Here is a 23,518-nt window from a genome sequence, read left to right on the forward strand (position 1 = left end):
CAACATATTTGAACAAAAAATAATCAGCACTTTTATTGTGGATTAGTATTTTCTGATTAAATAGTACATTTTCTGACCATTTGCACGGCATTCCAGACGTCCAGAAATAGCCATCTGTAAAGCAGGAACTTTATGGCAGAACAGAGAAAAAAGGAGTTTATCTAAATTAAATATAAGAAAATCATATAAATAGAAATAGAAGCGGTGATTTTTAGCGTACGGACATCTGAAATTTGAAGTTGTTCACAAAGTTGCACAAAAATAACATTTTGTTACACACTTTTTCTTTTTGAAACCAAATCCTTATATTTGTAGCACTTTGACGGTAGCGAAACGATAGTTTGAATGGAAAGATGCCTGTCAGACACATAAAGACACCAAACTCTCATCAATAGTTCCGTAAATTTTTATTGACGGAAATTATTGGCGGCAGTGGCAGGTGTCATATAAAAACCGATGAGGGTAATAAATAATGATGAAGCGCAATATTCTGGCAGTGGTTATCCCTGCTCTGCTGGTAGCCGGGGCAGCTAACGCTGCAGAAATCTATAACAAAGATGGCAACAAAGTAGACCTGTACGGTAAAGCAGTAGGTCTGCACTATTTTTCCAAGCACAACGGTGACAATGCCTACGCACCTAATGGCGATCAGACTTACGCCCGTCTTGGTTTCAAAGGGGAAACTCAGATTAACGACCAACTGACCGGTTACGGCCAGTGGGAATACCAGTTCAGCGGCAATAACTCTGAAGGCGGTGATGATGCTCAGAATGGCAACAAAACCCGTCTGGCGTTTGCCGGTCTGAAATTCGGTGATGCAGGCTCCTTCGATTACGGTCGTAACTACGGCGTCGTTTACGATGCACTGGGTTACACCGATATGCTGCCAGAATTCGGTGGTGACACTGCTGCTTCCGACCAGTTCTTCTCCCAGCGTAACGGCGGTCTCGCAACTTACCGTAACTCTAACTTCTTCGGTTTGGTTGAAGGCCTGAACTTCGCTGTTCAGTACCTGGGCAAAAACGAGCGTGATGACGTTCGTCGCTCTAACGGTGATGGCGTTGGCGGCTCTGTTAGCTACGAATTCGAAGGTTTTGGTATCGTAGGTGCGTATGGTGCAGCTGATCGTACCGATGACCAGCAAAACCCACTTCTGCGCGGCCACGGCGACAAAGCTGAGCAGTGGGCGACCGGCTTGAAATACGATGCTAACAACATCTACCTGGCGGCGAACTACAGCGAAACCCGTAACGCAACCCGTATCGCTAACGGTTATGCTAACAAAACTGAAGACGTCCTGTTGGTTGCTCAGTACCAGTTCGACTTCGGCCTGCGTCCGTCCCTCGCCTATACCAAATCTAAAGGTAAGGACATCGAAGGAATCGGCGACGTAGATCTGGTGAACTACTTCGAAGTGGGTGCGACTTACTACTTCAACAAAAACATGTCCACCTATGTTGATTACATCATCAACCAGATCGATTCTGACAACAAACTGGGCGTAGGCTCTGACGACACCGTTGCAGTGGGTATCGTTTACCAGTTCTAATAGCAGACCTCTTTGTTAAATGCCTAAAAAACAGGACTTCGGTCCTGTTTTTTTATCTCTGCTAGCGGATTCTTGCGTCTTAAAAAAACACCTCGGCTTTTCGTCAGTAACGGTTGGCATTTTGTAAATCTACCGTTAACCTGATAGCGGACTTCCCTTCTGTAATCACTATGGAACCTCGTCATGTTTGAGAACATTACTGCCGCTCCTGCCGACCCCATTTTGGGTCTGGCTGATTTGTTTCGTGCCGATGACCGCCCAGGAAAAATAAACCTTGGGATCGGTGTATATAAAGATGAGACAGGCAAAACGCCGGTACTGACCAGCGTTAAAAAAGCCGAGCAATATATACTGGAAAATGAAACCACCAAAAATTACCTTGGCATCGACGGTATTCCAGAATTTGGTCGCTGCACTCAGGAATTACTGTTTGGTAAAGAAAGTTCGCTTATCAACGACAAACGTGCGCGTACAGCACAGACCCCTGGCGGCACTGGCGCACTGCGTGTGGCCGCTGATTTCCTGGCAAAAAACACCTCAGCTAAACGCGTATGGGTGAGCAATCCAAGCTGGCCAAACCATAAGAGCGTCTTTAACTCTGCCGGTCTGGAAGTTCGTGAATACAACTATTACGATGCCGCGAACCACTCATTAGACTTTGATGCGCTGCTGGCAAGCCTCAGCGAAGCGCAGGCTGGCGACGTGGTGTTATTCCACGGCTGCTGCCATAACCCAACCGGTATCGACCCTACGCTGGAGCAGTGGCAAACGCTGGCTCAGCTTTCTGTCGAAAAAGGTTGGTTGCCGCTGTTTGACTTCGCATATCAGGGCTTTGCCCGCGGTCTGGAAGAAGATGCAGAAGGTCTGCGCGCATTCGCTGCGCTGCACAAAGAGCTGATCGTCGCCAGCTCCTACTCCAAGAACTTTGGTCTGTACAATGAGCGCGTAGGCGCCTGTACTCTGGTTGCAGCCGATGCTGAAACCGTCGACCGCGCGTTTAGCCAGATGAAATCCGTCATTCGTGCCAACTATTCCAACCCACCAGCACACGGTGCGTCGGTTGTGGCAACCATCCTGAGCAACGATGCCCTGCGCGCTATCTGGGAGCAGGAACTGACCGATATGCGTCAACGCATTCAACGCATGCGTTTGCTGTTTGTGAATACGCTGCAGGAGAAAGGTGCGAACCGCGACTTCAGCTTTATCATCAAACAGAACGGCATGTTCTCATTCAGCGGCCTGACCAAAGAGCAGGTTCTGCGTCTGCGTGAAGAGTTTGGTGTCTATGCCGTCGCTTCCGGACGTGTGAACGTAGCAGGAATGACGCCAGATAACATGGCGCCGCTGTGCGAAGCGATTGTCGCAGTACTGTAATCTATCGCGTACTAAAAAGGCCGCAATAGCGGCCTTTTTCATTTATCTGCGGTGTTACCAGACTGGCATTTCATCCTGCAGGAACGGATTATGTAGCCGTTCGTTGCCCAACGTCGAAAGTGGGCCGTGACCCGGAATAAACGTCACGTCATCGCCCAACGGCAACAGTTTACGTTTAATCGAATCAATCAATTGACTATGATCTCCGCGAGGAAAATCGCTGCGCCCTACGCCGCCTTTGAAGATCACGTCACCAGAAATCAGTAGCTTTGATTGTTCATCAAAGAAGACCACATGTCCCGGCGTGTGGCCCGGGCAATGCAGTACCTGCAACGTCACGTTACCCACGCTTACCCGGTCGCCTTCATTCAACCAGCGATCGGGCGTCAGCGGCTCACAATCGCCCAGGCCAAACATGCGACTCTGAGCAGGAAGTCCTTGTAACCAGAACTCATCTTCTTTTTCCGGACCAATAACCGGTACACCATAATGCTGTGCCAGTTCAGCCGCCGCACCTACGTGATCAAGATGACCATGGGTGAGCAGGATCTGCATTAGCGTCAGGCCACTGGCATCGACTTCCTGTTTGATTTTCTCAGCATCGCCGCCGGGATCGACCAGCGCAGCCAGACGGGTTTGCTCACACCAGATTAACGAGCAGTTCTGGGCGAATGCAGTGACCGGAATAATACGATAGTTCATACGGCTCCTGTTTCATTAAGCTTATGGATCACCAATGACGCGCCGGTCCGGTGTCAATATGCACAAAGTTACTGCGTGGGTAGTATCCTACACCACCTGCGCGCATAGATAACGCAGCTTTGCGAATATTACTTAATGCGATGCCTTCAATATGGAAATCCATGGCCTGCCCTTTCGTGTGGTAGCTTTTCTTTGCCACACCGCGGCTGTGCGCACGTAATTCATTATTGGTATCAATAGAGCGGTAACCAGAAATAAGCTGTACGGGTTTACGCGTGCCCAGCAGGCCCTGCAGACGGAAGAGTTGATCGAACAATCCCGGATCGATGGATTTCACTTTATTCGCACGAAAATCACGGAAAAAGTGATTAAGTTTAGCTAATTCGTCCTGAATATAGCCCCTGCCATCAAAAAACTCTGCTTTTATTGACTCACCGGTATGCAGGTTATTCAGAGTCAAAATGCGCGGACGTGGGGTAGAGAGTGTAGCAAACGCAGGCGTAGGCAGGATGGCAGCGCCGAGGGCAATGCCACCAAGCGCCAGCAGTTTGCGGCGATTAGCGTCAAATTTGTCCATGGTTTTAAGGTCTACAAGGTCAATGTTATCGTATGTATGCTCTAGCGCACGCGGGAAACCTTATCTGGCTAAGTAGTCCACGTCAAGGCTCCCAACCCCAGGAAATACGGGGCTTGCAGCCATTTCGCCCCGTTTCCAGCATAACTTACGACAATTATTTTCCTCGAACTGCTTCATTTATCTGATTAATTGTTCAGCTTTTGACACAATTTGTGCACTGGATCGCGCTGTCTGATCGTAATTGTAAATATCTGTACGATACTGCGTGCGACCATCCGGGCCAACAAATGCGGTCAGATAGTAGAGGTTGACGGGAATATTCTGGCGAATATTCACGTACCTTGTATCCCCTTGCTTCAGGGCATCCGAGATGCGCGTATCATTCCACCCCGCATCCTGTAGCAGCATATTCGCCAGCTCAGATGCCTTGTTCACGCGCACGCAGCCGGAGCTTAACGCCCGCGAATCCTTCTGGAACAGAGTGTGGTTCGGCGTATCGTGCAGATAAATAGCATCCGAACTCGGCATATTGAATTTATAGCGTCCGAGCGAGTTACGCGCTCCCGGAGCCTGCTGGAAGCGGAACGGCAGATTGGAGGCGGTGATGGTGGCCCAGTCAACCTGCCACGGATCTATCGTCTCTTTGCTGTTCCAGCCGCGCATTACGGTATAGCCGTGACGCTCAAGATACCCCGGGTCATTCCAAACCTTAGGCAGAATATCCTTCCGGGCCAGCGTCGGCGGCACGTTCCACGGCGGGTTAACGACCACGTTATTCAGCGCACTGCTCATCATCGGCGTTTTACGATCGGGACGTCCGACGATAACGCGCGAGGCCAGCACCTGATTGCCGTTCTGATAATACACCAGCGAGTAGGCAGGAATATTCACCATAATACCGGTAGACAGCGTACCCGGCAGCAGGCGCAAGCGCTGAATATTTAACGCCAGCACGCCCGCACGTTGAGCGGGCGTCACGTTCAGCCAGTCACGCGTGGCTGGGCCAATCGCGCCATCGGCCCCAAGCCCCTGCCACGTCTGAAAACGCTTAACCGCGTCAACAAGTTCACGATCGTAAGCGCTACGGCCTTCTTTGGCAGCCGTACTGACAACAGACTCCAGCATCCCGGTGCGGCGCAAAATTTCACGCAGCGCAGGGATATCCTTACTCCACTCCCCCGGACGCAGCGTCGCGGTACTGGTCAGTTGCGGCCAGGGCCGCGTATCGCCCACCAGCTTGAGCAGCGATTCATGCATGGCTGCGTACTGCGGATGTTGCGGTGCCAGGCTGGCGACAAACGAAGTCAGTTGACCGTTATCCAGCGCGACTTGCCATTGGTTGATCACGGAAATCGGCGGCGTCGTCAGCGCATAGGGCTTATCGCTATAGAGCCAGCGATTACCTTTGACGGGGATGTTGGCAATAAAGTGCAGATACCCCATCATCGCATCTGAGAGCACGATATCTCGCGCCTGACCGGTTACTGCCGGGTCAGTCAGTAGAGCAACCCAGGTGGTGAACTGCGGCTGAAAGCCGGCAATCGCCACTTCAGCTAACTGTTGCTGAAAGGCTTTTACCGCATCACGATTTTCCCACATCGGTTTCATTTCGCGTGCGGCATACAGCAGTTCCAGTTGGCTCATATAAACCGGTGTGAAGCCCGCTGGAAGTTGAGATTGTAATTCGGCGCGGGCTTTATCAACTGACACGCCCTCGGGCAGTGGTTGAATACCTGCCATGATAGCCGTCGCGGAAGATTGAGCCTGCGGCTGCGATAACGCTGTTGGCTGTTCACTGACGGTCGCTGAGCTATCGCCAGGGATCATTTCAGGCTCATCGGCCTGCGCATTGAACAGTGGAGCGAATGTTACGGCCAGGCACAAACTAATTGCCGACAGCCGACGACCACACATTTTATTAAGCAACATCCCTTGCCCCCTGTTTTTTTATCATACTTTGAGTAGCCAGGCCGTATGTCTTCCCCTTATTTTGGCGGGGCCGAACCTGTAAAACGCCAATACAAGCTGAAGTATGACGAGCAAGCCTGTGACGCGTTAGGCTTACCTTTAGTATATAAACATGAAAAAATTTTTGCCTAACCTAATGTAAAGAAGTTTAAAGAAATTACACCAGTTATTGAGAATTTTCGGAAGAAAAGAAGGCGGCCATTTAGCCGCCTTTTATTTAGCTTGCCTGCGAGGAGGCATCTTCGGTGCCAGGCAGCGGCTCAGGTAACTGAGGCGCAAACCCGCGCAGACCGACCACGTGAACGTGTTCGGTGTTCTGGAAGACTTTACGCACCAGTTTGTAGGTGGTGCCTTTCTCCGGGCTAATGTTTTCTGGGGCTGCGATAATCAGTTGCATTTGCAGACGCTCGCACAGTTCAAACAGAGTCGCGATAGAGCGTGCATCAAGTCGCGCAGCTTCATCCAGGAACAGCAGACGGCAAGGAGAAATATCTTTCCCGCGCAGTCTACGCCCTTCGTCTTCCCAGCTTTGCACAACCATCACCAGAATAGACATCCCGGTCCCGATCGCTTCACCGGTTGACAGCGCGCCAGATTCAGCACGCAGCCAGCCGTCAGAGCCACGGTTAACTTCAACTTCCATTTCCAGATAGTTACGGTAATCCAGCAGTTCTTCACCGATGGTTTGCGGCGTACGTTGCCCCATATCAATCTGCGGATTCAGACGCTGATACAACTTCGCCAGCGCTTCAGAGAAGGTCAGACGATTGCTGTTAAACAGATCCTGGTGCTGCTCATGCTGTTCGGAAAGTACGTCCAGCAAGGTAGCATGCGTCTCGCGTACGTTGACGTTCAGACGAACGCTGTTTACCTGGCCAAACGACACGCTTTGCAGCCCCTGGTTCAGCATGCGAATACGGTTCTGTTCGCGCTGAATGGTCTTACGAATGATATTCGCCACGCTGCGAGAGCTGATCGCCAGTTTCTGTTCGCGGGACGTTAATTCTTCCGTCAGACGGCTCAGCTCAATCTCCATCTGTTCGATCGCTTCAACCGGATCGTCGGTACGGATGATATCCTGGCGAATACGTTCACGCAGATGCTGATAAACCGCGACAAAGAACTGAATTTTACGCTCTGGGCGTTTTGGATCTTCAGACATGCGCAGTACATCGCGCAGGTGTTCGTTATCCGCAACCGCCAGGCGCAGCGCACCAAGCGCCTTATCCGACATCGAGCGCAGTTCATCACCGGAAAGATACGCCAGCTCACGACGGTGCAGGCGGCGTTCAACGCCGTTATCTTTCACCATCCGCATCACCGCACACCATCCGGCTTTCGCGGTAACCACCTGCTCGCGCATCTCAAAATAATCACGTTCCAGCTTGCGCAGCCTGCGGGTCAGGTTTTCCATCTCCGCTTCGCAGAAGGTCAACGCTTTTTCCAGTTGGTTACGGCGGGCACGGTTATTGCTGAGCTGTGCATGCAGTTCATCACGACGAATACGCGCGCGCTCTTCGGCACCGCTGTCCGCACGAACGCCAATATCCTGCAGTTCACGTTGTAAATCGTTAAGCAGCTCTTTTTTGGTGTCATAGGAGCTTTTCAGCGACGCCATGACCTGGTTGTACTGGCTTAACTGTGCAGCGTGACTGCGTAGCGCTTCACGGGCGCGGGTACGTTCAGCTTCCGCCTGTTCCAGGCGCTCACGCAGTTTTTCGTTCAGATCGCTGTTGCCGCTAAGCATTTCAGCAGAGTCGGAATAGCTAAAGTGCGCCCGGCGCTGCACCACTTCGGTCAGAGCAAAAGCTTGCTGACGCGCATCGCGCTGCATCTGCTGGGAATACGCGTAGTCTTCCTTCAGTTGTTCAAACTGCTCAGGGTCATTTTGCAGGACCGAAACAATCGGTTCCAGTTTGGCTAACTGGTTGCCATGTTGCTGCACAAAACGCGCCGCTTCCTGGGCTTCATCCAGGCGCTCACGAATTTCGTCCACGCGATCGGCCAGCGTGTCATCCGCCAGCAGATTCAAACGCGGGAGAAGGCGGTTAAGAGCAGAGACCCCCTCTTTCGCCTGCTCAAACTGCATACGGCTTTGCTGATTATCATTTTCATGATTGCTCAGCGCACGTTCCAGTTCAACGCGACGGCCATTCAGTTGGCGGATTTCCGCTTCAGGATCGGCTTCAAACGCCACCGACAAATGACTGCCAATGAAACGACTGAACGCCTGATGCAGACGCTGGGTTTTCTGGACGTCAAAGGAGAGCGTTGCGAAACGTTCAGACAGCCCTTCACGCTCAGCATGCAGGGTTTCGATACGGCTTTCGCGCGCTGCACGGCCAAAAATCGGCACCGTCGGGAAGCGGGAATAACGCCACTGACGCTCGGCGGTTTTCACCACTACTGCTTTTTCCAGCTCATCAACGCTGAAAACGCTGTCATCAAACGACTGCGGATCCCCTTCGATGAAATAGAGATCTTCCGGACAATCCGTCAGCCCTTCAAGCTGCTCGGTAATCAGCGTCAGATCCGGCACCACGATGGCATGACGCGAAGGACCGTACAGCGCAGAGAAGTACGGCGCATCTTCAAGGCTAACGTCGTCATAGATTTCTGACAGCAGAACGCCGCCGAAGCGCTCCGCCAGCGCGTTCAGACGCTGATCTTCCGCCCCGCCCGGCTGACTTAAACGTTCAATTTCTTCATCAACTGCATTTTTGCGCGCACCGACTTCATCACGCTCAACAATGGCTTCACGCTCGCGCTCCAGCAGTTGTTGCAGATACTCGGTCACGTCCTGGCTTGAGGTAAACTCTTCGCCACACTGCTCGCTAAGCTGATTCAGGCTATTCTGCGCGGCCAGCCAGACAGGCGCACGTTTCATCAGATGCTGGATACGAGACTGCAGCTGTTCCTGCTCCTGACGCAACGTCATACGCTGTTCGCTGGCAGAAGAGACGCTGTCCGACAAGGCGGCGATGCGTGCTTCCAGCTCCTGGTGCAGCGCTTCCAGCTCATCGATATCGAACTGTTTACCCTGACGCTTGCAGAATTCAGCCAGCAGACGCTCGGCATCTTGCTGTTCGCGCAGACGCTGCTCCAGTTCGCTGAGTCGCATACGCAACGGCTGAACCTGTTCCGCCAGGTGGCGCTGTTCAACGCCTTCCCGCAGCAGTTCACGCGCCACGCTCCAGGCTTCACCACGCGCCAGCGGGCCATTGATAGCCGCCACCAGCTGATAAGCCTGTTCGAACTGGCTGTGCGCGGTTTGCGCCACGCTCATTTTTTGTTCCAGCGTCAGCAGTTTTTCAGTGGCTTCCTGCTCTTTAGCCTGGAAGGTTTCCAGCCATTCAGCAGCGCTGTCGGCGGTCAGATCCGGTAAGTGGCAGAGCTCTTTCGCCCGATTCAGCGCCTGGATCGCCTGGGTATACTGGATGGCTCGCGTTTGCTGGACGTCCAGCGCTTGCTGATAATCGGCAAGCTGGCTTTTCAGCTCATCCACTTCCAGTTCCGCGGCTTCTGCGCGGGCTTCGTTTTCATCCTGGCGGTCAACGGCTTCCGCGACCACCTCATTTTGTTCTTCGAGACGGACCTGCAGTTCTTCAAGATCCGCTTCGTAGCGTTCAATTTTTTCCTGCTGACGCAGCGCGGTTTGCACCAGATTCAGGTGATCGCTCGCGGCCTGGTAATCAGCTTCCAGATCGCCTTCCGCGCCGTTATGCTCGCCCAGTTCGCGCGCCATATCCACGTGCTTATACTGCTCCGCGGCCAGCTGCTTGCGTGAAGTATGCAGCTCACGACGATATTCCAGCGCTTTATCAAGATGGATACGACGTTCGTTGGCGTGACGCATATAATCCGCGGCCACATAGTTGGTCGCTTCGCTGATCAAATGCTTAAACAGATCGCGGTCAGACTGAGTTACGCGAATCGCTTCCAGCGTCATGCGGTTTTCACGCAGCGCAGCTTCCATATCCTGGAAGGCTTTACGTACGCCGCTGTTTTCCGGCAGCAGGTAGTCACGCAGTGAACGGGTAATGGCACTGGAGATCCCGCCGTACAGCGAGGCTTCAATCAGACGATAGAATTTACTACGGTCAGACGCGGAACGCAGACGACGGGCGATAATGCCCAGATCGAACATCAGTGAGTGATAATCGGTGATTGAGTTGAACTGTTTAAACTGCACGCCTTCCATCTCATCAAGCTTCTCTTTCAGCTCAGAGAGGGACAGCACGCGCGCCTGGCGTTCATTCAGCGTTTCCGTCACCAGTTGGGTTGGCTGCACCGACATCGGCAGCCCCTGAATGGCAAACGGTTTGATATCCACTTTACGATCACGACCGGCAACCTGTTGCAGACGCACCCCCACGACCACGCGCTGATGGCGCGAGTTGAGGACGTCGAGCATTGAGTAACAGACGCCCGCTTTCAACTTACCGTGCAGGCCCTTATCACGTGAACCACTGGTTGCACCGGCTTCGGTGGTGTTACGGAAATGCAGCAGGGTTAAGTCCGGGATGAGCGCTGTAACAAATGCCGCCATGGTGGTGGACTTACCCGCACCGTTACCGCCGGACAGCGTGGTAACCAGTTCATCAAGGTCGAATGTACGGGCAAAAAAACCATTCCAGTTAATCAGCGTAAGTGAGCGAAATTTACCGCGTTCAATCATTATTCTTCTTCTCCACTGTCCGGCTGATTCTCTTCGGGCTCATCGTTGAGCTGCAGGCGGTTCTCGACCGGCATCGCTTCGCCATCACGAATTAAGCGACGCTGCGCTTCGCGCGGATCGTCACCGCTGCGCACGTCCGCGCCAAAGCGGAAGACTGATTCCGTAATACGGAATTTGCTGCTGTCGTGACCCATAAACCACACCATGCCTAAACGGCGCAGACGGTTTAGCGAAGAACGAACTTTTTCCTGTAGCTTCTGGCGATCAACATCCGAACCGGTTGAACGGTTGTTCACCAGTTTCAGCAGCTTCGCTTCATCAGCCAGCGTTAGCAGCTCGTCGTACAACTCTTGCTGGGTAAAAATCCCTTCGTTCGCCAGGCGTTCCGGGCTGAGATAGAGATAGCAAAGAATTTTACCGACCATCATGTCCAGTTCAGACAGGACCGAACGGGGAATGAGCGTCGTTGAACGCGGGCGAAGGTAGAAGAACCCTTCCGGCGCACGGATCAATTCCACGTTATAGCGGCTGTAAAACTCTTCAAAATATTCCTGAAAATCCATCAGGAAGGCATGATTATCCAGTTCATCCAGACCGATATGGCGGCCCGAACGTAAGGCGCTGTCCAGCGCCGGAAATAACGGATTCGCCAGCGCCTGCGCCAGCTTTACCGGCATCACTTGTTCAATATTTGTCAATGACATGCGCCTGTACCTTGGCTCCGTAATCATTAATCGGCTGCCATTTGGCTGGCAGTCCGGTGAAGTCTGCTTGCGCTACGCCAAGGCGTACCGCCTGATCGATAACTATGCGCGCGACGTCGAAATGACGCGCACGTGGGTATTGCGCCAGATACTCGCGCACGACCAAACCGAGATCCAGTGGTGTTTGTCTGGATTTGTAAATAGCCAGCTGTTCTTCGATGATCGCCGCCAACTGTTCACGGATCTCGTTAAATTCTTCATATTCCAGATCGTCCGGAAGCTCGCCGGTGACCTCTTCGTCACGCAGCACCATCTCTTCGTCACGCATATCCAGCAGACGATCGGCGTTGGCATAGGTTAGCGCCCACGGATCGTCAAAGTATGTCTGCACGGACTGGCGCAGACGCTGGGCAAAGACGCGGTTTTTATCCATATCGATCGCGGTACGGATAAACTTATGCACGTGACGATCGTAGCCGATCCATAAATCAATGGACTGCTGACCCCAACTGATAATGCGGTCGAGCTTACTTTGTAAGTCAAACACCAGCCGATCGACGAAATGCAAATCGTCATGCGTCATCGTGGCGTCCTGGATGTGTAACAGGTGAGCCTGTAGCTTATCCCCCGCCGCTTCCAGCGTATCCTGCAGTTCACGCAGCGTACCAGACGTTTCAGAGAGCAGCAGTTCACAGCTGGAGATCGCCGCCCGCCAGTCTTTATTAAGCAACTGTGCGATGTCGTCTTTTACCTGCTGTTGCTGCTCATCCATGATGCGCTGAGTCAGATCGATACTGTCGAAAATCTCCGCCACCGAGTATTTCAATGGCGCGTAGACGTTACGATGCCAGTGGAACTCATCGCCACCTTCCGCTGCCGCATCCGCCGCACGCTTTAGTTCACCTGCAACAATCGACAGCTGCATTGAAAGACGCAGCGTAGAGAATTCGCGCTGACGAATGTAGTAATCCGTGATGCCAATTCCCAATGGCGTTAAACGATATATAGCGTTGCCTTCCGCCTGCTCGCTGGTAAAGCGGTTCAGCAGACGTTGACGCACCATATCGTTGATCGCGTTGTTGGCGCGTACGCCGATGGTTTCGCTGGTTTGCTCAAACGCATCACTCACATGGCGGAACGCATCCACCAGCTCACCTTCACTCATCTCGCCGTCAAGTCGCTCACCGTTCAGGGTCGCGACCGCCAGCAGGAACGAAAGTCTGTCTACCGGCAGAGAGATGGAGAAGTCATTTTTTCTGGCCCAGGCAACCAGTTCGGGGACTGTCTGGGAAAATTCACTCATAAATTATCCTTGCATCTGCGGCTCGGGCCGAACTTTTAATCGCGGTGACATGAATATAGCGCCCAAGGCTGATATATGGTTCCTGGCGGCAATAGCGCGTTTCTAACTCAAGTAACATTTCAAAGTCGTCATGCTGTTTATGTTTATCTCGCAGATAATCATGAAACACACGGACGCCCGTTTTACCGGTTATCTGCCAACCGATCTCGTCCAGCCACTGGTAGACCTGCCCCGGATCGCGTGGGTAGTCCGGTGAAAGCGTGCGTTTTTTACGTTTCGGCATCCCCACCTGCACATAGTCAAAGTTCCCTGCGACCATGTTATGCATCAACAGACCGTTAGCATTGTAGAACATTAACGACAGCGCGCCGCCAGGACGCAATACTGACCACAGAGTCTGCAACACGTTGACCGGATCTGTCACCCACTCCAGCACAGCATGAAACAATATCAGATCAACCGGGCTTTCCAAATGCGAAGCAACATCCTGAGCGGCGCATTGTATAAAATGCATGTTCCCGCTCACACCTTTTGCCTCTGCCGCCTGTTGCGCTCGGGCGATCATCTCGCCAGACAGATCGCATAATGTGACGAAATGTCCTCGTTCCGCCATTTTGATGGCCGTTTGCCCTTCACCACCACCGGCATCCAGAATGTGCAGTTTTTGCTCACCGAACGTTTCCAGTAATCGATCCAGATCCTGCCAAAGGATAGCCTGTCTCAATTGGCCTTTGGTGGTGCCGTAAATGTTACGGGAAAACTTCTCTGCAATGTCATCAAAATTGCGGTCCCGCATCGGGCTCTCCACATACTGGCTTTAGGGTGACTAAGTAAAACCGCTATTTTGTCACACCCACGCCGAGAATGAACCTTCCTGGTGTAATATCCCTGCAGATCCCCTGCTGTATGGTTAAAAAAGGAACCAAAAAGGATGCTTTTTACGCTGAAGAAAGTGATTGGCGGTATGATGCTGCCGCTGCCACTGATGCTAATTATGATGGGTATTGGCCTGGCGCTGGTCTGGTTCAGTCGCTTTCAAAAAACAGGGAAAGTGTGTATTAGCCTGAGTTGGCTGGCACTGTTACTCCTTAGTTTACAGCCCGTCGCCGACAGCCTGTTGAAACCGATTGAGGACAGTTATCCAACGTGGCAAGGTTCGCAAAAAGTGGAATATATTGTGGTGCTGGGCGGAGGGTATACCTGGAATCCGCAGTGGGCACCGAGTTCAAATCTGATCAGCAACAGCCTTCCACGTCTGAATGAAGGTATTCGCCTATGGCGCGCAAACCCGGGATCGAAGCTCATCTTTACCGGCGCTGCCGCAAAGACGAATAACGTCAGTACCGCAGAAGCTGGTGCCCGAGTTGCGCAGTCGCTGGGGGTGCCAGCCAATGAAATCATCACCCTGGATCACCCCAAAGATACCGAAGAAGAAGCCGCAGCGGTAAAGAAGGCCATCGGCAATGCGCCGTTCCTGCTGGTAACCTCTGCCTCCCATTTACCGCGGGCGATGATCTTCTTCCAGCAGGCCGGCTTGCATCCGCTGCCAGCGCCAGCCAATCAGTTAGCAATTGATTCACCGCTTAATCCGTGGGAGCGCGCTATACCTTCACCCGTCTGGTTGATGCACAGCGATCGCGTTGGTTACGAAACCCTGGGACGTATCTGGCAGTGGCTGAAAGGATCGGAACATTGACAGGAATGTTGCCTGATAAGGTGTTCACATGTTTATCATGCGAGCCACGGCAGCAATGATTTCGTTGCCAGGTCAAAGTTGGAACGATTAAAGCGTCCGGTGTTGACCAATTGCGTCACTTCATCCCATAACACATACAACCAGCGCCGCCAGATGAATGACTCCGCCACTGGCGCGCGCTGCAGGTATTGCCAAAGCAGGCTTTCCGCCAGCGCATTATCCATCAAGCGGAACAGTTCATATTCCCTTGGCGCCCACAGCATCAACCCCGGTCCCACCATAGCCAGAAGCTGATCGCTACGGGCGTCTTTGAGCATGCTACGTAAACTGAAATTACCGTGGATCAGCACGCAGTTATCATTGAATCCTTCAAATAAGGCAGGCAAACACTCACGCGTGCGAAACAGGATCCGCTTGTCCTGCATCGTTAGCCCGGTATTGTTGAACTGATTTAACGTGGTCCACAGCACCTCAACCCGCTGACGATACCAGGATGGCCAGATATTCTCTTGCGTGTTATCCACCATTCCCACGCAGCCAGCACTATCCTGCCGATGCCATGACAGCAGACCTTCTACGATCTGATCTTTTAAATGTTCCCAGCGTTCGGGCGTTCGGGCAGGCGCTTCCACCGGCACTCCACGTAAACGCTCAAGCAGTAGCACATCAGGACCGGGATGTTCCTCATGGGTTAAGACCCCATAAATGACGGGCATACGCACCGTACCACTGCGCGCCAGCATGGAGGTTTTCCATGCCAACTGCTGCGCCATACCCGGCGTGGTGAAACTTCTCGCCATCAGTGGCATCGGATTTCCCTGGCTGTCGTACAGTGACCACAGGGCCGTATCCACTTTTTCATTCACGCATTCTATACGACTGAGTTTTTCACCCAACAGATGACTGAGTTCGGCACGCAACTGTTCCATTTCGGATTGCCCTCATAAATGCTACTGCTTTCATAATGAGCGTCGTGCAGACAGATGTCACCCGGATGAGATCAATTGATGAAAAGAAAAGTGGCGGGAAAGCGTAACGATATGACACTCCTCCCAAAAATTCGCGTCATCAGGGGGAGTGTCGTGAGAAAAACTAACGCATTTCGGCGCGAACGCGCTCAAGATCTTCGGCAGTGTCTACGCCGGTACCGGGTACTTCTTTGGCGACGGCAACATGAATTTTTTCGCCGTACCACAGCACACGTAGCTGCTCCAGCATTTCAATATGCTCAAGCGGGCTGGGCTGCCAGTTAACATAACGGCGGATAAAACCGGCGCGATAGCCGTAAATACCCAGATGTCGCAGGAAGGTGTCACCCACCGTTTCCAGGCTTTTAGCGAAACGGTCGCGATCCCACGGAATGGTCGCGCGTGAAAAATAGAGCGCATAACCTTCGGCGTCCAGAACGACTTTCACCGCATTCGGATTAAATGCCTCTTCCGCACTGTGAATCGGGGCAGCAAGGGTCGCCATACCGACCTGGCGCTGTGCCAGATTCTCAGCGACCTGGCGAATAATGACCGCCGGGATCATCGGCTCATCACCCTGTACGTTCACAATAACGGTATCATCGCTAAAGCCACATTTCTCGACGACTTCCGCCAGACGCTCCGTACCGGACTGGTGATCGGCTCGGGTCATGCATACTTCACCCCCTACCGCTTCTACCGCGCGAGCGACATCTTCGTGATCGGTCGCAACAATAATACGTTCAGCGCCAGATTCACGCGCACGCTCCAGCACATGCACGATCATCGGCTTGCCATTGATATCCAGCAGCGGCTTGCCCGGCAAACGTGTGGACGCATAACGCGCAGGAATAATGACCACAAAACTCATGATTTACTCTCATCAGCAGTCAGAACGCGAGCTTCGGTTTCCAGTAACACGGGAATGCCATCACGCAGTGGGAAAGCAAGGTTATCCAGTTTACAAATCAGTTCCTGTTTTTCCTGGTTAAACCAGAGTTTGCCATTGCATACCGGGCAGGCAATGATTTCAAGCAGACGATGATCCATAGTTCCTCCAGATGGACCGGATTGTGAATCCGTAAATATTAACATAATCGCTTACCGTGCTGGGTCTATTTCCCAACCATGGCGTGCATCAGCAAATAAACCTTCAGGATAGCGTCCCAGCGTCACACGTGTTGCCTGCTGCCAGCGGGCAAAATCATCAATCGCCTGAAACAATCCTTTTTGCAGAGTAACCCCAGGTTTGACGCCATCCTGTAACCAGAGCGAAATCACTTCCAGTACGCCCGTTTTGCGGTGCATTTTGGCATCCATCCGCCCAACTAACTGCCCGCGATGCAGCAGCGGCAGGACAAAATAACCATACTGACGTTTCGGTGCTGGCGTGTAGCATTCGAGGCGATAGCTAAAATCGAATAGCTGCTCTGCCCGTTTACGATCCCAGACCACCGGATCAAAGGGTGATAATACTGCGCTATGCGTCGCCGTTAATTTACCCGTCAATGCCTGCTCCAGCAGCGGCTGAAGGTGGCTATGCAGCCACAGGGTTCCTAACCCTTCGACATCGACAGGAATAATCTGTTGCTGCTGTGCACGTACGTTGCACCAGTTTTTTAGCGCCGGACGCTTCAGGCGATAGTAGTCTGCCAGCCATTGTTCGCGAAAAATCCCCAAACTGCGGGCACTGTTATCCAGCATGAGGTTTTCAGCTTCTTCCTGTGAAAGCCGGTCGCGTTCATCATCCCAGTGCGGCATGACGCGATGGGTTAAATCATACACTCGCTGGAAATTACGCCGTTCCACCACCATCACTTTCCCGGCGGTGAACAGGCCTTCAAGATGACGCTTATGCGGTTTCCATGCCCACCAGCCGCTGGCCCCCTTGCGCAGATGCTCAAAATCGGTAGAGCGTACTGGTCCGTTATGCTGGATGTGCTGGAGCAGTTGCTCAATCTCATGCGCATGTTCTTTCATCCACTCCGCTTTATATTTCCAGCCCATTTTCTCCGGGGCCAGCATGCGGTGACGTATCAGCATAAAGTCGCTACGCGGCAAAAAGCAGGCCTCGTGCGCCCAGTATTCCATCAGTTCGCCCCGCTGCAATGCGTCATCCAGCCACTGGGGCGAATAATCACCCAACCGACTAAACAGCACCAGGTAAGGGCTGCGCGACACAATATTGATGGTATCGATTTGCAATAACGACATGCGCGAAATGGTAGCAAGAATATCTGCTGGGGTTGCCCGACGGCGTGTTTTTTTCAGCAGCCCTTGAGCGGCAAGGTGAAGATGACGGGCATCCGTCAAAGAAAGACGCGGCAACGACATTTATGGCCTCATAAATGATTCGCTGCCGCAGCGTGAATCAGTTAGCGAGTCAGCGAGATTAAGCTATCCAGCAACATATCAGGCCGATCGCCTGACAAATGAGCGTCAACAGGTAAATACCACCAGTTTTCATCGGCAAATGCACGGCACTTAACCGCATCTTTTTCCGTCATCACCAGCGTTTGCCCGGCGTCTGCAAACGCACTGACGTCACTGTAGGTCAGAGACTGATGGTCTGCCAGCGCAATACTTTTTTGCACGCTGGCACCGCATGCTTCCAGCGTGGCAAAAAAACGCGGTGGATGGCCAATGCCCGCCATGGCGACAATATTGGACAGCTGCGACACATCGCGGCGTTCACCCGTACGTAAATTAACGGCCAGCCCCGGTTCAAGTCGCATAGGGATTTCCCCTGGCTGCGCAACGCCACCGTTAACGATAGTCGCATCCACCGATTTAAGCCGACCTGCGCGTTCCCGCATGGGACCCGCGGGAAGCCACCAGCCATTGCCAAACCGACGTTCTCCGTCAATAACCACGATTTCAACATCTCGCGCCAGACGGTAGTGCTGTAGCCCATCGTCCGTCACAATCATCTGCACATCGTGTTGGGCCAAAATGGCTTTGACCGCATCCGATCTTACCGGGGATACCGCTACGGGCACGCCGGTACGTTGGGCGATCAGCACAGGTTCATCACCCGCTTCTGCCGTAGTGGTATCTGCGGTCAGTAACAGCGGGTAAGCAGCCGCTTTCCCGCCATAACCACGCGACACCACGCCCACGCGAATCCCACGTTGACGCAGTTGTTCAACCAGCCAAATCACCACGGGTGTTTTGCCATTGCCACCCGCGGTCAGGTTTCCGACCACCACAACCGGGACTGGTGCACGCCACGCGCGTTTAATCCCAAGCTTGTAACATAAGCGGATCCCCCCGCTCACGAGGCCATACAGCCAGGAGAGCGGGAGTAACAGTCGCCACAGCGGCGACTCACCAGACCAGATTCGAGCGATCATTGACCGAATTGCATTTTATGTAATTGTGCATACACCCCACGCTGCTCAATCAGCTCGCTATGGGTTCCGCGCTCAACAATAATACCGTCTTCCACCACGATGATTTCATCCGCCTGTTCAATGGTAGAAAGGCGGTGAGCAATCACCAGGGAGGTACGGTTTTTCTGAAGCTCATCCAGAGCAGCCTGAATCGCGCGTTCAGACTCGGTGTCGAGTGCCGACGTTGCTTCATCAAGGATCAGAATCGGACTGTCACGCAACAAGGCGCGGGCAATAGCGATACGCTGACGTTGACCACCAGATAGCAGGACGCCGTTTTCGCCAATCACCGTATCCAGGCCATTGTCCATCTTATTGATGAAATCCATGGCGTAAGCCATTTTCGCCGCTTTTTCGATCTGCTCACGGCTGTACAAATCGGTACGCGCGTAGGCGATGTTGTTGGCAACCGTATCGTTAAACAGGTGCACATTCTGCGAAACCAACGCGACCTGATCGCGCAAGGATGCCAGGGTATATTCACGTAGATCGTGTCCGTCCATTAGAATCTGCCCTTCATCAATATCATAGAAGCGCGTGATCAAGCTGGCGATGGTGGATTTCCCTGAACCTGAACGGCCAACCAGGGCAACGGTTTTCCCCGCTGGGATATTCAGGTTGATATTGCGCAGCGCAGGTACTTCACGTCCCGGATAGGTGAATGTCACGTTGCGGAACTCGAGATTGCCGGTAGCGCGTTCGATTTCGCGCGTACCTTCATCTTTTTCCTGCTCGCTATCCAGAATCGTAAATAAGGTCTGGCAGGCCGCCATACCGCGCTGGAACTGCGCGTTGACGTTGGTCAGCGATTTCAACGGACGCATCAGCGCGATCATTGACGAGAAGACAACCGTAATTGTCCCTGCAGTCAGGTTTTCCATTACGCTTGGGAAGCTGGCTGCATACAACACGAAGGCCAGAGCCAGAGACGCAATCAGCTGGATGATAGGATCGGAGATAGAAGAGGCGGAAACCATCTTCATACCCTGCAAACGCATCTTATTGCTGACTTTATCAAAGCGCTTAGTTTCGACTTCCTGACCACCAAAAATCAGAACTTCTTTGTGGCCTTTTAGCATCTGCTCCGCACTGGTCGTAACCTGCCCCATGGTGTTTTGCATATTTTTACTGATGCTACGAAAACGCTTGGAAACTATACGAATCGCCACTGACACAATTGGCGCCAGTACAATCAGAATCAATGACAGCTGCCAGCTGTAATAGAACATCATGATAAACAGGCCAATAATTGAAGCCCCTTCACGTACCACGGTGATCAGCGCGCCGGAGGACGATGACGCGACCTGCTCTGAATCATAGGTAATACGTGACAACAGCGTACCTGTAGACTGCTTATCAAAATAGGAGACCGGCATGCCCATCATATGGCCAAACAGGCGGCGACGCATGGTCATGACCACTTTGCCTGATACCCATGAGATGCAGTAGCTGGAGACATAGCTGGTGAATCCGCGAAGAACCATTAGTCCAATGACCACCAGCGGCATCCACTGCAGCACCGAGCGATCCGTTTTACCAAAACCATCATCCAGTAATGGCTTAAGGAGCGATAGCATGAAGGTATCGCTGGCCGCGTTCAGGATTAACGCTATACCCGCCACGATCAGACCCGATTTAAAAGGCGCTATGGTTGGCCATAGTCGGCGAAACGTCTGCCACGTAGAGAGATCTTTATCGTTATGCATTCAAAAAACCAGCATTTGTTAGAATAGCCGCATATTCTACCCGTTATCCTCCGACACGCCAAACCACTGATGATACCAACGAGGTAAAATCTGATCCCGCAAGCTGTTTATTCGCCAGTTTTTTTGATAAAAATCCAGCGTAATCTGCCCCTGGTGGGGTGTATCCAGCCATTGATAATTTTGTTGCCGATAACGTTGCTTCACTTTCCTGGACGGGAGACGCCAGGCATTGTAACGGGATGCGGAGGCTAACGCGGCCTGCCCGCCGACCCGCTGAATCAGCGCCTGCGATGATGAGGTATTGCTACCATGATGTGGAACCTGTATCACCGTAGACTGCAGATGCTGCCAGTAGTGACTGAGCATTTTTTGTTCAGCGGGAGACTCAATATCTCCGGTCAGCAGAATACTCTGATGCCCGTCATCGACCTTAACCACGCAGGAGTGGTTATTCCCCAGATCTTTATTTCCACGCACGGGCCAATGCGCACTAAAGGTTAACCCTTGCCATTGCCAGCGCTCCCCGCGTAAACACGGGAGATGCCCTTCCCAACCTAATGGGCTTCTTATCCATAGCGACGGCCAGGCTTGCTGCAGCGAACGCAACCCGCCCCGGTGATCCATATGCTCATGGCTTAAAATAACGCCTTCTGGCTCCAGGTTGTGCCAGCGTAGCCAGGGAATAATCAGCTGTTGCGCGCTATCGCCTTCAGGCCATGCCAGACCGGTATCGTAAAGAATCGCTTTCCCATTTCGCGCAATGACCATCGCCAGCCCCTGCCCGACGTCCAGCATATGCACTTGCCAGACATCAGTACGTGGCGTTCGCCAGAACGGGGCGCTCAGTAAAAGGAGCACAGTGACGCAAACTACCGGTATAGTTCGCCACGCGTTCAGCCGATATGCGATGAGCAGGAGTCCGGGTACAAATGTAAGCCATTGCCAACGTGCATCAATATTGATCCACCCTTCAGGCAGGCTCCTGAGCCCCCAAAATAATAGCGCGAGGGAGCGATCCGCTAAATACCATAGGTTCGACTCAACCATCGCCAGCCCGGTTAAATGCACGATCATGCCTGCTAATATCAATGGTACGGAAATAAACGTAACCAGCGGTACAGCAAACAAATTGGCCAAAAATGAGGTCAGGCTAAAACCGTGAAACATCGCGATTTGCACAGGCAGAAGCAGGAGCGTAATTCCCAATTGCAAATGAGCAAGCGCCAGAAATTGGCGTCCAACGCGAGACAGCGGCCAATCCGGCATCGGAACCCATTGATACCAGAACAGCAGCGCCGCAACGGCAAAAGCAGACAACCACAGACTTTGTGAAAGAACGGCGACAGGATCCACCACCAGAATGGCTGCCAGACAGCAGATCCACACCGACCATCCACTCCACTGCCTGCCGCTGAGTTTTAGCCCTCCCCAGACCAGTAGCGCAACAACCGTACGTAATGCCGGGGGCTGTAGCCCCGTTAACCAGGCATAGAATGTTGCGCAGACGATCCCGCCAACTAACGGAACCTGCCAGCAAATCCATCTGGTTGGCATAAAAAATTGCCCCGCGCGAATTAATCCTGCAGCCAGAAGTGCGGCAAATGCAATATGCAGCCCGGAGATAGCCATCAAATGGGCCGTACCGGTATCACGCATAATGGTTTTCACCGCTTGTGACACGGACAAGCGCTCCCCCATTCCCAGGCCCAGTATAACCTGCTGCCAGGGATAGTCAGCGAGCGCGCTTTTCAACGAGGAGAGATACCGCGAACGCAAACTGCATTGTTGTGTGATAACCGAAGCCTGCAAAAATCTTCCCGTCAGCAGCTGGTGCTGCGCCAATGCGTAACGCTGGCTATCAAACCCGCCCTCGTTCAATTGACCGTGTATAGCACGAACCTTCAACGTCATCGCCCATGTCTGGCCCGCACAAACGTTGCCGGGTAGGTACTGCCCATACAGAGTAATTCCGATAGCAGGAAATACCCGCTTCCCCTGCAGATGCGTGATCTGGCCGTAGTGCGTTGTCATATTATCGGTTCCGGTTATCCGCACGATGGCCTGCTGGCTTTTTGCAGGCAGCGTATTACCGGCCCACAGCGCATCTTTCGCAGCCAGAACTCCCCAAAGAAAAAATAGCAGGGTTAATCCGGCGAAACGTACAGGGCTGTGAGAAATAAGACAGAGCAGAATTGCCAGACCAAATATAACGCCGATGCACAACATGTCAGGTAACGCAGGTAATAGCATAAGCGGGAGAATGCCGAATAATGCACACGTACTAACCGTTGTTATTTTCATCAGTCACCTCCCTGTAGCAGGAAGTGTGCAGTAATGTTCGACGGTTGTCTGGTGCCAATTTAGCGTTATACGGTATGCATTCCGCTAACATTTAGCGGCGCTTGTAACGTGCAAATTAACTGAGATGGAGATTCCAGGATGGGCTGGCAGAAATGAAAAAAGCACCCATGCGGGTGCTTTTCTCGGCGTTAAGTCTCGCTAAAAACTTAACCGTAAATATTGGCGCGATCGCGCAGTTCTTTACCTGGTTTAAAGTGCGGAACGTATTTTCCTTCCAGGTCCACTTTATCGCCGGTCTTCGGATTACGTCCGGTGCGCGGTGCGCGGTAATGCAAAGAGAAACTGCCGAAACCGCGGATTTCAATACGCTCGCCCTGCGCAAGAGTCGAGGCCATATGTTCCAGCATCTCTTTAACTGCATCTTCAACCGCTTTCGCGGGAATATGAGGTTGCTGGGTTGCAAGTCTTTCAATCAATTCTGACTTGGTCATGATTCCTCCGGTTCCTTAAAGGCATAATTAGCTGCTGCATTGATTAAGGGCGGCCTTAGCCGCCCTTTGTCATTGATTACAGGACGAATCCTGTAATCTGTCAAGCTAC

Annotated in this window: 18 protein-coding genes; 3 read left to right on the plus strand and 15 right to left on the minus strand. The window is 52.6% G+C overall.

Translation table 11 applies throughout. From position 1 onward, the window contains the following. Positions 1 to 472: 472 nt before the first annotated feature. Both ompF and aspC read left to right on the plus strand, forming a co-directional pair. Entirely contained in the window at positions 473 to 1,549 is a 1,077-nt protein-coding gene (gene ompF, locus HV350_RS15750; RefSeq protein ID WP_016152463.1) for a porin OmpF, read from the plus strand. A 183-nt stretch (positions 1,550 to 1,732) separates the two neighbouring features. Continuing rightward, a complete protein-coding gene (gene aspC, locus HV350_RS15755) occupies positions 1,733 to 2,923 on the plus strand; it encodes an aspartate transaminase (protein ID WP_016152462.1) in 1,191 nt (396 codons plus the stop codon). A gap of 54 nt (positions 2,924 to 2,977) precedes the next feature. Here aspC and HV350_RS15760 read toward each other — a convergent pair whose 3' ends face one another. The 7 genes from HV350_RS15760 to cmoM all read right to left on the minus strand — a co-directional run bounded on the left by HV350_RS15760 (position 2,978) and on the right by cmoM (position 13,651). Then, positions 2,978 to 3,625 carry an MBL fold metallo-hydrolase gene (locus tag HV350_RS15760; protein ID WP_003035823.1) on the minus strand — a complete coding sequence of 216 codons (648 nt, stop codon included), beginning with the start codon at positions 3,623 to 3,625 and terminating at the stop codon, positions 2,978 to 2,980. A 28-nt stretch (positions 3,626 to 3,653) separates the two neighbouring features. After that, positions 3,654 to 4,202 (minus strand): YcbK family protein, encoded by a 549-nt coding sequence (locus HV350_RS15765; protein ID WP_016152461.1) that lies wholly within the window; start codon positions 4,200 to 4,202, stop codon positions 3,654 to 3,656. A gap of 177 nt (positions 4,203 to 4,379) precedes the next feature. Next, positions 4,380 to 6,131 (minus strand): L,D-transpeptidase, encoded by a 1,752-nt coding sequence (gene ldtD, locus HV350_RS15770; RefSeq protein ID WP_016152460.1) that lies wholly within the window; start codon positions 6,129 to 6,131, stop codon positions 4,380 to 4,382. 256 nt (positions 6,132 to 6,387) lie between these two features. Then, on the minus strand, positions 6,388 to 10,848 hold the full coding sequence (gene mukB / locus HV350_RS15775) for a chromosome partition protein MukB (protein ID WP_101699881.1): 4,461 nt from the start codon (positions 10,846 to 10,848) through the stop codon (positions 6,388 to 6,390). Continuing rightward, positions 10,848 to 11,552: a chromosome partition protein MukE gene (gene mukE, locus HV350_RS15780; protein WP_016152457.1), complete on the minus strand. Its 705-nt coding sequence runs from the start codon at positions 11,550 to 11,552 to the stop codon at positions 10,848 to 10,850. The genes mukB and mukE overlap by 1 nt, the downstream gene beginning before the upstream one ends. Further along, positions 11,533 to 12,855 carry a chromosome partition protein MukF gene (gene mukF / locus HV350_RS15785; RefSeq protein ID WP_047414139.1) on the minus strand — a complete coding sequence of 441 codons (1,323 nt, stop codon included), beginning with the start codon at positions 12,853 to 12,855 and terminating at the stop codon, positions 11,533 to 11,535. Before mukF ends, mukE begins: the two co-directional genes overlap by 20 nt. Beyond that, positions 12,848 to 13,651 carry a tRNA uridine 5-oxyacetic acid(34) methyltransferase CmoM gene (cmoM, locus tag HV350_RS15790; protein WP_016156122.1) on the minus strand — a complete coding sequence of 268 codons (804 nt, stop codon included), beginning with the start codon at positions 13,649 to 13,651 and terminating at the stop codon, positions 12,848 to 12,850. The genes mukF and cmoM overlap by 8 nt, the downstream gene beginning before the upstream one ends. A gap of 135 nt (positions 13,652 to 13,786) precedes the next feature. On the opposite strand from cmoM, the gene elyC reads away from it, so the two are divergent. After that, a complete protein-coding gene (elyC, locus tag HV350_RS15795) occupies positions 13,787 to 14,551 on the plus strand; it encodes an envelope biogenesis factor ElyC (RefSeq protein ID WP_019076401.1) in 765 nt (254 codons plus the stop codon). A gap of 35 nt (positions 14,552 to 14,586) precedes the next feature. Here elyC and HV350_RS15800 read toward each other — a convergent pair whose 3' ends face one another. The 8 genes from HV350_RS15800 to ihfB form a co-directional block, all read right to left on the minus strand. Further along, positions 14,587 to 15,480 carry a YcbJ family phosphotransferase gene (locus tag HV350_RS15800; protein ID WP_016156120.1) on the minus strand — a complete coding sequence of 298 codons (894 nt, stop codon included), beginning with the start codon at positions 15,478 to 15,480 and terminating at the stop codon, positions 14,587 to 14,589. A gap of 163 nt (positions 15,481 to 15,643) precedes the next feature. Beyond that, on the minus strand, positions 15,644 to 16,390 hold the full coding sequence (gene kdsB, locus HV350_RS15805) for a 3-deoxy-manno-octulosonate cytidylyltransferase (protein ID WP_016152452.1): 747 nt from the start codon (positions 16,388 to 16,390) through the stop codon (positions 15,644 to 15,646). Then, a complete protein-coding gene (gene ycaR / locus HV350_RS15810) occupies positions 16,387 to 16,569 on the minus strand; it encodes a protein YcaR (RefSeq protein WP_003035793.1) in 183 nt (60 codons plus the stop codon). The genes kdsB and ycaR overlap by 4 nt, the downstream gene beginning before the upstream one ends. 51 nt (positions 16,570 to 16,620) lie before the next feature. Next, positions 16,621 to 17,853: a winged helix-turn-helix domain-containing protein gene (locus HV350_RS15815; RefSeq protein WP_181628878.1), complete on the minus strand. Its 1,233-nt coding sequence runs from the start codon at positions 17,851 to 17,853 to the stop codon at positions 16,621 to 16,623. A gap of 41 nt (positions 17,854 to 17,894) precedes the next feature. Beyond that, a complete protein-coding gene (lpxK, locus tag HV350_RS15820; RefSeq protein WP_016152450.1) occupies positions 17,895 to 18,872 on the minus strand; it encodes a tetraacyldisaccharide 4'-kinase in 978 nt (325 codons plus the stop codon). After that, positions 18,869 to 20,617: a lipid A ABC transporter ATP-binding protein/permease MsbA gene (gene msbA / locus HV350_RS15825; RefSeq protein ID WP_047414130.1), complete on the minus strand. Its 1,749-nt coding sequence runs from the start codon at positions 20,615 to 20,617 to the stop codon at positions 18,869 to 18,871. The genes lpxK and msbA overlap by 4 nt, the downstream gene beginning before the upstream one ends. 36 nt (positions 20,618 to 20,653) lie before the next feature. Then, positions 20,654 to 22,918, minus strand: a complete 2,265-nt coding sequence (locus HV350_RS15830) for a ComEC family protein (RefSeq protein ID WP_181628880.1) — start codon at positions 22,916 to 22,918, stop codon at positions 20,654 to 20,656. Positions 22,919 to 23,124: 206 nt separating this feature from the next. Continuing rightward, positions 23,125 to 23,409 carry an integration host factor subunit beta gene (gene ihfB, locus HV350_RS15835; RefSeq protein ID WP_003035780.1) on the minus strand — a complete coding sequence of 95 codons (285 nt, stop codon included), beginning with the start codon at positions 23,407 to 23,409 and terminating at the stop codon, positions 23,125 to 23,127. Positions 23,410 to 23,518 lie beyond the last annotated feature (109 nt).

This window comes from Citrobacter sp. RHBSTW-01013 (genome assembly GCF_013781985.1).
Classification (GTDB): domain Bacteria; phylum Pseudomonadota; class Gammaproteobacteria; order Enterobacterales; family Enterobacteriaceae; genus Citrobacter; species Citrobacter braakii.

Excerpts from the sequence above, each read along its gene's own strand:
- ompF (WP_016152463.1), top strand. The coding sequence starts at position 473 with ATGATGAAGCGCAATATTCTGGCAGTGGTTATCCCTGCTCTGCTGGTA.
- aspC (WP_016152462.1), top strand. The coding sequence starts at position 1,733 with ATGTTTGAGAACATTACTGCCGCTCCTGCCGACCCCATTTTGGGTCTG.
- HV350_RS15760 (WP_003035823.1), bottom strand. The coding sequence starts at position 3,625 with ATGAACTATCGTATTATTCCGGTCACTGCATTCGCCCAGAACTGCTCG.
- HV350_RS15765 (WP_016152461.1), bottom strand. The coding sequence starts at position 4,202 with ATGGACAAATTTGACGCTAATCGCCGCAAACTGCTGGCGCTTGGTGGC.
- ldtD (WP_016152460.1), bottom strand. The coding sequence starts at position 6,131 with ATGTTGCTTAATAAAATGTGTGGTCGTCGGCTGTCGGCAATTAGTTTG.
- mukB (WP_101699881.1), bottom strand. The coding sequence starts at position 10,848 with ATGATTGAACGCGGTAAATTTCGCTCACTTACGCTGATTAACTGGAAT.
- mukE (WP_016152457.1), bottom strand. The coding sequence starts at position 11,552 with ATGTCATTGACAAATATTGAACAAGTGATGCCGGTAAAGCTGGCGCAG.
- mukF (WP_047414139.1), bottom strand. The coding sequence starts at position 12,855 with ATGAGTGAATTTTCCCAGACAGTCCCCGAACTGGTTGCCTGGGCCAGA.
- cmoM (WP_016156122.1), bottom strand. The coding sequence starts at position 13,651 with ATGCGGGACCGCAATTTTGATGACATTGCAGAGAAGTTTTCCCGTAAC.
- elyC (WP_019076401.1), top strand. The coding sequence starts at position 13,787 with ATGCTTTTTACGCTGAAGAAAGTGATTGGCGGTATGATGCTGCCGCTG.
- HV350_RS15800 (WP_016156120.1), bottom strand. The coding sequence starts at position 15,480 with ATGGAACAGTTGCGTGCCGAACTCAGTCATCTGTTGGGTGAAAAACTC.
- kdsB (WP_016152452.1), bottom strand. The coding sequence starts at position 16,390 with ATGAGTTTTGTGGTCATTATTCCTGCGCGTTATGCGTCCACACGTTTG.
- ycaR (WP_003035793.1), bottom strand. The coding sequence starts at position 16,569 with ATGGATCATCGTCTGCTTGAAATCATTGCCTGCCCGGTATGCAATGGC.
- HV350_RS15815 (WP_181628878.1), bottom strand. The coding sequence starts at position 17,853 with ATGTCGTTGCCGCGTCTTTCTTTGACGGATGCCCGTCATCTTCACCTT.
- lpxK (WP_016152450.1), bottom strand. The coding sequence starts at position 18,872 with ATGATCGCTCGAATCTGGTCTGGTGAGTCGCCGCTGTGGCGACTGTTA.
- msbA (WP_047414130.1), bottom strand. The coding sequence starts at position 20,617 with ATGCATAACGATAAAGATCTCTCTACGTGGCAGACGTTTCGCCGACTA.
- HV350_RS15830 (WP_181628880.1), bottom strand. The coding sequence starts at position 22,918 with ATGAAAATAACAACGGTTAGTACGTGTGCATTATTCGGCATTCTCCCG.
- ihfB (WP_003035780.1), bottom strand. The coding sequence starts at position 23,409 with ATGACCAAGTCAGAATTGATTGAAAGACTTGCAACCCAGCAACCTCAT.